We start from the raw sequence: 8,307 nt of genomic DNA, 5'->3' as shown, positions 1-8,307 counted from the left end.
CGGCTGGATGATCTTGTTCAGGCCATACCAGGCGGTGACGCCGGGCATGCCAACCGAGCCAAGGTACGCCGACAGCGGGATATGGGTGGTATCGACCTTCTGGATGCCGATGCCGTTGGTGACACCCATCTCCTGCCAGCCGAACATGCCGACCACCTTGTCGCCGACGGCGTACTTGGGGTTCTTCGTCGCCACGATCTCGCCGACCGTGCCGCCGATCATGACTTCGCCCAGCGGCTGCGGCGTGGCGTAGGACTTGCCTTCGTTCATGCGGCCGCGCATATAGGGGTCGAGCGACAGGAAATGGTTGCGGACCAGCACCTCGCCGTCACCCAGTTCGGGCACAGGCACCTCTTCCAGGCGGAAGTTGTCCGGAGTCACGGCGCCGGTGGGACGCGAGGCCAGGACGATGCGCTTGAAGGTCTTCGACATGATGGTTTCCTTACAGTGAAATGGACAAGGACACTCGTCCTTTGTCATGCGTTGTTCGTTGTCAATGGCGGGCCGATTACTTCATCAATGACAGCGCAAGTGCCCGGTATGCGCGATGCGTGACGGGGTCGTTGGCGCCATTGGCAGCGATGGGGTGCGATGCGTAGCGCACGATGGTCAGTTCCGCCTTTGGATCGATATAGATACGTTGGCCGTGGATGCCGCGCGCCTCGAACACGCCGTGGTCGTCGTTCGAGACCCACCACATCGAGCGATAGCTCCAGCCCGGCAAGGTGGCGTAGCCGGCCTTGGCGAACTTGGCGCGGTCGCCGCCGCGGCGGATGTCCGCCACCACTTCGGCCGGGATGACCTGCTGGCCGTTATAGCGGCCGCCGTTGCGCATGGTCTCGCCGAAGCGGGCCAGGTCGCGCAGCGTGGTATTCAGGCCGCCGCCGCCGGACTCGCTGCCGATGCTGTCCACCATGAAATAGGCATCGTTCTCCGCGCCCATCTTCTGCCATACGCGTTCGGACAGCAGCTTGGCCAGCGACTGCCCCGACACCCGCTTGACGATCCAGGCGAGGACTTCGGCATTGACGGTCTTGTAGGCGAAGGCCTGGTCGTGCTCGCCCTCCTTCTTCAGCGTGGCGAGGAATTCATAGAAGGTCTTGGGCCCGGCATAGCCAGGCTCGCGCGGCATCATGCCGCCGGCACGGCTGTAGTCCCAGATTTCGGCCTTGGGATCGGCGTAGTTTTCCGAATACTTCACGCCTACCGTCATGTCCATGACTTCGCGCACGGTGGCATCGCCGTATGCTGTGCCGGCCATCTCCGGCAGGTAGCGCGTGACCGGCGCGGCGGGATCGAGCTTGCCGTCCGCCACCAGCATGGCGGCCAGCGTACCGACGAAGGATTTGGTAACCGACATGGCGATGTGCGGCGTATGGTCGTCAAGCGCGCCGAAGTACTTCTCGTAGACCACGCGGCCCTTGTGCATCACCAGGATGCCATCGGTATAGGTCAGGCCCAGCATGTCGCTGAAGGTGCGACTCGTGCCGTCGGCATCGGTAAAGGCCACGCCGCCGATATCGTGCTCGGCGCGCGGGAATGCCGCGGCCGGGCCCCGCCCGTGCCAGACCGACGCGGTCGGGACCAGTTCGCGGATATGCGAAAAGCTCCAGCGGGAGCGCGGAAAGCCGTTGCTGGCGGGCGTAAAGCTGATGATCTTGGCGGCTGCCGGGGGAAAGCCCTGCATCCAGCCCGCGGTCACGGGATCGGTAGCGGCGGCATCCGGAAAGCTCGGCGCGGCGGGCGCAGGAGCTGGCGCATTCTGGGCATGGCCCGGCTGGTACATGGCAAGGGCTCCTGCGCCGCAGGCGGCGAGCACGGTCAGTTTCAATAGCCGCGTGGCGGCAATCCGTTCAAACAGCATCTGGTCTCCATTATTAGTTTTATCGGTGCCGCGTGCCGGTTGTTTCCGGTCTGGTTCTTGGTGTGCTGCTCCCTGCGCCGGCGGGCCCGGCATGCGGCGCGCCGCTGCCGGACATGTGCCGTATCAGCCGTCGGCGCCGGTATCCGAGGCGCCGCCCGCCGCGCGTTGCGGCGGCACACGCCTGACAAACTTGAACGTGCCGGAGCCGCGCGATACGGTCTTGCCATCGGCGTCGAGAATCTCGGCTTCGCAGAAGGCCATGGTGCTGGTACGGTGCACGCACTGGCCGCGTGCGATGAGCTTGCCGCGCCCGGGCGCCATGAAGGTAGTCTTCATCTCGATGGTGACCACGCCGCGCCCGTCGGGATCGGCTGCGCGGCCGGMAATCGCCATGGCCACGTCGAGCAGCGTCATCAGCACGCCGCCGTGCGCCATGTCCCAGCTATTCTGGTGGCGCGTTTCCAGCGCCAGTTCGATCTCGCTGCCTTCCTTGTCCATGCGCGTGCATTGCACGCCGAGATCGGCAAGAAAGGGAATCTTGAGGGGGAAACCGTTGGTTTGAGTCATGTTTGCTAAAGAGGCGAGGACAGTACGGTTGGCCGGCAGGCTCGGGTTGAGCCACGCAAGCCATATGCCAACCGCATTAGAGCATGGACTTAAACCGCGCTCACGCCGCCGTCCACCGCCAGCACCTGGCCGGTGATGTGCTTGCCGGCGGCGCTGGCGAACAGCAGCGCCGCGCCCTTCAGGTCTTCGTCGTCGCCCAGCCTGTGCAGCGGCACCGACGCGCACATGGCTTCCACGCCCAGGCGGTCCAGCGAACCCTGGGTCATCTTGGACGGGAAGAAGCCTGGCGCCAGCGCGTTCACCGTGATGTTGTGCTCGCCCCATTCCGCCGCCAGCGTGCGGGTGAAGTTCACCACCGCACCCTTGGAGGTGTTGTAGGCGATCGTTTCCATCGATCCCGGCGGGTTGCCCGCCAGCCCGGCGATGGAAGCCACGTTGATGATGCGGCCATAGCGGCGCGGAATCATCGACAGCTTGCCGATGCGCTGCGACAGCAGGAACACGCCGCGGATATTCAGGTTCATCACCTTGTCCCACGCTTCCACCGGATGATCCTCGGCGGGCGCACCCCAGGTGGCGCCAGCGTTATTGACGAGGATATCGACATGGCCCAGCTTGGCCAGTGCTTCGTCGGCCAGGCGCGCGATATCCGCGTCGCGGGCGCCGTCGGCGGCGATCCAKTCGGCMTCGATGCCGAGCGTCTTCAGGTGAGCCTGCGCCGATTGCAACTCGTCGGCCTTGCGTGCCGACAGCACGATGCGCGCGCCCTGCTCGCCAAGCGCTTCGGCGATCTGCAGGCCAAGCCCGCGCGAGCCGCCGGTGATCAGCGCCGTCTTGCCCTTCAGGTCGAACAATTGCTGGATGGTATTCATGGTGTCTCCCGATTTGGTGTGGCGCGCGCAAATCGGTGCGCGCGCTCGTTCATCTAGTGCGGCTGCCGCTCAGAACCAGGCGTCCTGCATGTCCAGCGTGGTGCGGTCGAGCGAGGCCAGCAGGTCAAGCTGCGGGCCCACCTTGGGCAGTTCCCAGCGGAAGAAGTATTCCGCAGCCGCCAGCTTGCCGCGGTAGAAGTCCTGGTCCTCCTGGCTCCTGGCGCCCGCCAGCGCGGCCTGCGCCACCAGTTCCTGCTCCAGCCACGTCCACGACAGCACCACATGGCCGAACGCTTCCAGGTAGACCGAGGCATTGGCCAGCGTCACCTTGGCGTCGCCCGCCGCCCACAGCGCCTGCGTGACTTCCGCCACGCGCTTGACGGCGGCGCCCAGCGCCTTCGCATGGCTGCCCAGCGCGGCATCGCCGCTGGCCAGGGCGCGGCCGATGGTGGACTGGATTTCTTCGCCCAGCGCCGCAAACGCGGCACCGTCCTTCATCACCACCTTGCGGCCCAGCAGGTCCAAGCCCTGGATGCCGTGCGTGCCTTCGTGGATGGGATTCAGGCGGTTGTCGCGATAGAACTGCTCGACGTTGTATTCGCGGGTGTAGCCGTAGCCGCCATGCACCTGGATGGCCAGGCTGTTGGCCTCCAGGCACCACTGCGACGGCCAGCTCTTGGCGATGGGCGTCAGGATATCCAGCAACAGCGCCAGGCGTTCATGCTCCGCACCCTCGGCGGCGCGCTCCTGGTCCACCAGTTGCGCGCAATACAGATTGAGCGCCAGCCCGCCTTCCACATAGCTCTTTTGCGCCAGCAGCATGCGGCGGATATCCGCGTGCTCGACCAGCCGCACCTGCGGGCTGGCCGGATCCTTGCCACCGGGGCCGATCGGGCGGCCTTGCGGGCGGTTGCGCGCGTAGTCCACCGAGTGCAGGTAGCCGGTATAGCCCAGCATCACCGCGCCCAGGCCCACGCCGATACGGGCCTCGTTCATCATATGGAACATGCAGGCCAGGCCCTTGTGCGCTTCGCCCACCAGGTAGCCGATCGCGCCGGCCTTGCCGCCGGGCTTGTACTTCATGCCTTCGCCGAAGTTCAGCAGGCAGTTGGTGGTGCCGCGATAGCCCATCTTGTGGTTCAGGCCGGCCAGCACCACGTCGTTGTGCTCGCCCAGGCTGCCGTCGGCATTGACCAGGTACTTCGGCACGATAAACAGCGAGATGCCTTTCACGCCCGGAATCAGCTTGCCGTCCGGCCCGGGGATCTTGGCCAGCACCAGGTGCACGATATTGTCGGACAGTTCGTGCTCGCCGGCCGAGATCCACATCTTGTTGCCGCGCAGGCGGTACTGCTGGCCGAGTGGCGATTCGCCTTCGTAGTCGGCGCGCGTGGTGATGTCCGACAGCGACGAGCCCGCCTGCGGCTCGGACAGGCACATGGTGCCGAAGAAACGGCCTTCCATCTCCGGCTTGACGAAGGTCTCCACCTGCGCCGGCGTGCCGTGCGCGAGCAACAGGTTGGCATTGCCGATGGTCAGGAAGGGATAGGAACTGGTGCCGACGTTGGCACCCTTGAAATAGGCGAAGCCGGCCTTCTCCACCACTACCGGCAACTGCATGCCGCCGATGTCGTAGTCCTGCCCGGCGGCCATCAGGCCGGCCTCGCAGAAGGCCTTCAGCGCGGTCTTGACCTCGGGAATGATGGCGACAGTCTCGCCGTCGAAATGCGGCTCTTGCTGATCGTTCTTCTTGTTGTGCGGCGCGAACAGGTCGGTGGCGATCTTCTCGCAGGTATCGAGCGCGGCGTCGAAGGTCTCGCGGGAATGGTCGGCGTAGCGCGGAATGCGGGTCAGCCCCTCGACCTTGAGCCACTCGTACAGCACGAAGTTCAGGTCACGGCGGGAAAGGATCAGCGACATGGCAGGAAACGGCTCCCAGACTGAAAGGGAAAATCAAAGATGCGCGACCCGGCGTTGGCGCCAGTGGCGGCCTCGCGGCATGGATCGTCGCTGTCTCCACAACGGCACGCTGCATGGCGCGCCGCAAATTCTGCTAATTCTGTAAATGGCGCGGGGAAAGAAAAAGGCGCTCGCGCGCCCTTCCCTCCCTTGCCGTACTCTAGCTGCCTTCGCCCATGCGGGCGATCGTGCCCTGCGCTACCGCGCAGAGCTTTTCCTCGCCATCCTTGAGCACGAATACATCGCACCGTACCACCGCCTGCTGGCGGCCCCGGCTGAGGCATTCGGCACGGGCAATCAGCGTATCTCCGATCGCCGGACGCAGGTAGTTGATCTTGTACTCCGAAGTCACCACCGGCGCGGCCATGGCCGCGCCGCCCGCATAGGTGAGTGCATTGTCGGCCAGATAGCTGACCACGCCCCCGTGCAGGAAGCCGTACTGTTGCTGCAGGTCCGGCCGGATGGCCAGGCGCAGTTCGGCACGGCCGGGCGAGAGCGCGGCCAGCTCCGTGCCGACCAGCACCGAGAAGGGCTGGCTGGCCAGCACCTCCCGGCCATGCGCCAGCAGGGCATCCGCTTGCTCGCTCACGGGCTCGCCCTGGCGCTCAGAGGACTTCGAACAGGCCGGCAGCACCCTGGCCGCCGCCGATGCACATGGTCACCACCACGTACTTGACGCCGCGGCGCTTGCCTTCGATCAGCGCATGGCCGACCAGGCGGGCGCCGGACACGCCGTAGGGGTGGCCCACCGCGATGGCGCCGCCGTTGACGTTGAGGCGATCCATCGGGATGCCCAGCGTGTCGGCGCAGTACAGCACCTGCACGGCAAAGGCTTCGTTGAGTTCCCACAGGCCGATGTCGGCCACGGTCAGGCCGGCCTTCTTCAGCAGCTTGGGCACCGCGAACACCGGGCCGATGCCCATTTCGTCAGGCTCGCAACCGGCCACGGCGAAGCCGCGGAAGGCGCCCAGCGGCTGCAGGCCCTTGGCCTCGGCCACCTTGGCGTCCATCACCACGACTGCCGAAGCGCCGTCGGAGAATTGCGATGCGTTACCGGCCGAAACCACGCCGCCGGGCATGGCGGTGCGGATCTTGGACACGGCTTCCAGCGTGGTGTCGCCGCGAATGCCTTCGTCGGCCGAGACCGTGACTTCCTTGGTCATCAACTGGCCGGTGGCCTTGTCGGCCACGCCCGCGAGCACCGTGATCGGCACGATTTCGTCGTTGAACTTGCCGGCTTCCAGGGCGGCGAAGGCGCGCTGCTGGCTGCGCACACCGTACTCGTCCTGGCGCTCGCGCGAGATGTTGTAGCGCTTGGCCACGTTCTCGGCGGTCTGCAGCATGTTCCAGTAGATTTCCGGCTTGTTCTTGGTCAGCCAGCTTTCCTGGATCATGTGGCGGTTCATTTCCTGCTGCACGCAGGAGATGCTTTCCACACCGCCGGCCACGAAGATATCGCCCTCATCGGCGATCACGCGCTGCGCGGCCATGGCGATGGTCTGCAGGCCGGACGAGCAGAAGCGGTTGACGGTGGCGCCGGGCACGGTAACCGGGCAGCCTGCGCGCAGGGCAATCTGGCGCGCGATGTTGGCACCGGTGGCGCCTTCCGGGTTGGCACAGCCCATCAGCACGTCTTCCACTTCAGCGGCGTCGATCTTGGCGCGGGCGATGGCGTGCTGGACCGCATGGCCGCCCAGGGTGGCGCCGTGGGTCATATTGAAACCGCCCTTCCAGCTCTTGGCCAGGCCGGTCCGTGCGGTGGAAACGATGACTGCCTCTTTCATGTCTTGCTCCTCGGTATCTCTGGTATCTGGTGACCTGCGGCGTGCATTCACGTCCGGCAGTGTCATGCAATATGTCGTTGGCTGGGTTCAGCCGGGTTAGCTTGGGTTGGCTTGGCGATTCTTCCGTTTCAGGACAGCAGGCCGGCGGACTGCAGGCGCTGCACGCCCGCGGCTTGCAGGTCTTGCCACGCACGGGCCAGCGATCCGCCAAGGTCGATGGCGCGGCAGGCGTCCTCGACCACGATGGCCCCGAACCCCGCCGCGCGGGCATCGAGCGCGCTCCAGGCAACGCAGTAATCCGTCGCCAGTCCCACGCAAAACACCCTGCGCACGCCACGCTCGCGCAAGTAGCCCGCAAGCCCGGTCGGGGTGGCGCGATCGGCCTCCATGAAGGCCGAATAGCTGTCCACCTCGCGATGATGGCCCTTGCGGATCACCATCTGCGCATGCGGCACATCCAGCCCCGCATGCAGCGCCGCGCCATGGGTGCCCTGCACGCAGTGCGTGGGCCACAGGACTTGCTGGCCATAGGGCAACGCCACGGTCTGGAACGGCTGGGTGYCGGCATGGTTGGCGGCAAACGAAACGTGGCCGGCGGGATGCCAGTCCTGCGTCAGCACCACATGCGCAAACGCCGCCGCGAGGCGGTTGATCACGGGCACGACTTCATCGCCCTGCGCCACGGCAAGCGCGCCGCCGGGCATGAAATCGTTCTGCACGTCGATGACCAGCAGGCAATCTTCCGGGCCGTATTGCTTGGCCATGCCGCTACTCCCCGCTTTGTGACCGGTTTGCGATCTGTGGTGGAAACCCTGCGCGGCCAGCCTGGCCGCGCAGGATCGAATCGCCGCTGGCTATGCTTAGCCGTTGAAGCCCTTGCCCTCGGCAGCCAGCTTCTCCAGCAGCGCTGCCGGCTTCCAGGCTTCGCCGTGGTAGCCCTTGGCATAGCGCGCCATCGACTGCGCCACGTTGAACAGGCCAACCTGGTCCGCGTACAGCATCGGGCCACCGCGGAACAGCGGGAAGCCGTAGCCGGTCAGGTAGACCATGTCGATATCCGAGGCCTTGGAGGCAATGCCTTCTTCCAGGATCTTGGCGCCTTCGTTGACCAGCGCGAACACCAGGCGCTCGACGATTTCCTCATCGGAAATCTTGCGGCGGGTGATGCCCAGGTCCTTCGAGTGCTGCACGATCATGTCGTTGACCTGCTGGTTCGGGTACGGCTTGCGGTCGCCCGCCTTGTAGTCGTACCAGCCCGCGC

At 65.6% G+C, this 8,307-nt stretch carries 8 protein-coding genes and 1 pseudogene; all 9 read right to left on the bottom strand.

Annotated features, from left to right (window positions below):
• Nucleotides 1-432: pseudogene (locus AC1DKD_RS35990) on the bottom strand (NADP-dependent oxidoreductase); the annotation flags it as partial.
• Nucleotides 433-508: 76 nt separating this feature from the next.
• Nucleotides 509-1,864: a serine hydrolase domain-containing protein gene (locus AC1DKD_RS35985; RefSeq protein ID WP_441628641.1), complete on the bottom strand. Its 1,356-nt coding sequence runs from the start codon at nt 1,862-1,864 to the stop codon at nt 509-511.
• Between the two features lie 123 nt (nt 1,865-1,987).
• A complete protein-coding gene (locus tag AC1DKD_RS35980) occupies nt 1,988-2,431 on the bottom strand; it encodes a PaaI family thioesterase (RefSeq protein ID WP_477144350.1) in 444 nt (147 codons plus the stop codon).
• Between the two features lie 89 nt (nt 2,432-2,520).
• On the bottom strand, nt 2,521-3,303 hold the full coding sequence (locus AC1DKD_RS35975; protein WP_477144349.1) for an SDR family oxidoreductase: 783 nt from the start codon (nt 3,301-3,303) through the stop codon (nt 2,521-2,523).
• A 69-nt stretch (nt 3,304-3,372) separates the two neighbouring features.
• On the bottom strand, nt 3,373-5,223 hold the full coding sequence (locus AC1DKD_RS35970) for an acyl-CoA dehydrogenase (RefSeq protein ID WP_441628646.1): 1,851 nt from the start codon (nt 5,221-5,223) through the stop codon (nt 3,373-3,375).
• A gap of 199 nt (nt 5,224-5,422) precedes the next feature.
• On the bottom strand, nt 5,423-5,851 hold the full coding sequence (locus tag AC1DKD_RS35965; RefSeq protein WP_441628648.1) for a PaaI family thioesterase: 429 nt from the start codon (nt 5,849-5,851) through the stop codon (nt 5,423-5,425).
• 16 nt (nt 5,852-5,867) lie between these two features.
• Complete coding sequence (locus tag AC1DKD_RS35960) at nt 5,868-7,046, bottom strand: acetyl-CoA C-acyltransferase (RefSeq protein WP_045236328.1); 1,179 nt, start codon at nt 7,044-7,046, stop codon at nt 5,868-5,870.
• A 128-nt stretch (nt 7,047-7,174) separates the two neighbouring features.
• A complete protein-coding gene (gene pncA, locus AC1DKD_RS35955) occupies nt 7,175-7,810 on the bottom strand; it encodes a bifunctional nicotinamidase/pyrazinamidase (protein WP_477144348.1) in 636 nt (211 codons plus the stop codon).
• 96 nt (nt 7,811-7,906) lie between these two features.
• On the bottom strand, nt 7,907-8,307 hold a 401-nt coding region (locus AC1DKD_RS35950), incomplete at its 5' end, for a 3-hydroxyacyl-CoA dehydrogenase family protein (RefSeq protein WP_477144347.1).

It is taken from the genome of Cupriavidus sp. 05T313 (genome assembly GCF_056396665.1).
Note: the sequence above shows the minus strand (reverse complement) of the source record. Positions and strands in the feature narration are given on the sequence as shown.

What these genes read in the sequence shown, in the direction of transcription:
- AC1DKD_RS35985 (WP_441628641.1), bottom strand. Translation starts at nt 1,864, where the DNA reads ATGCTGTTTGAACGGATTGCCGCCACGCGGCTATTGAAACTGACCGTG.
- AC1DKD_RS35960 (WP_045236328.1), bottom strand. Translation starts at nt 7,046, where the DNA reads ATGAAAGAGGCAGTCATCGTTTCCACCGCACGGACCGGCCTGGCCAAG.
- AC1DKD_RS35970 (WP_441628646.1), bottom strand. Translation starts at nt 5,223, where the DNA reads ATGTCGCTGATCCTTTCCCGCCGTGACCTGAACTTCGTGCTGTACGAG.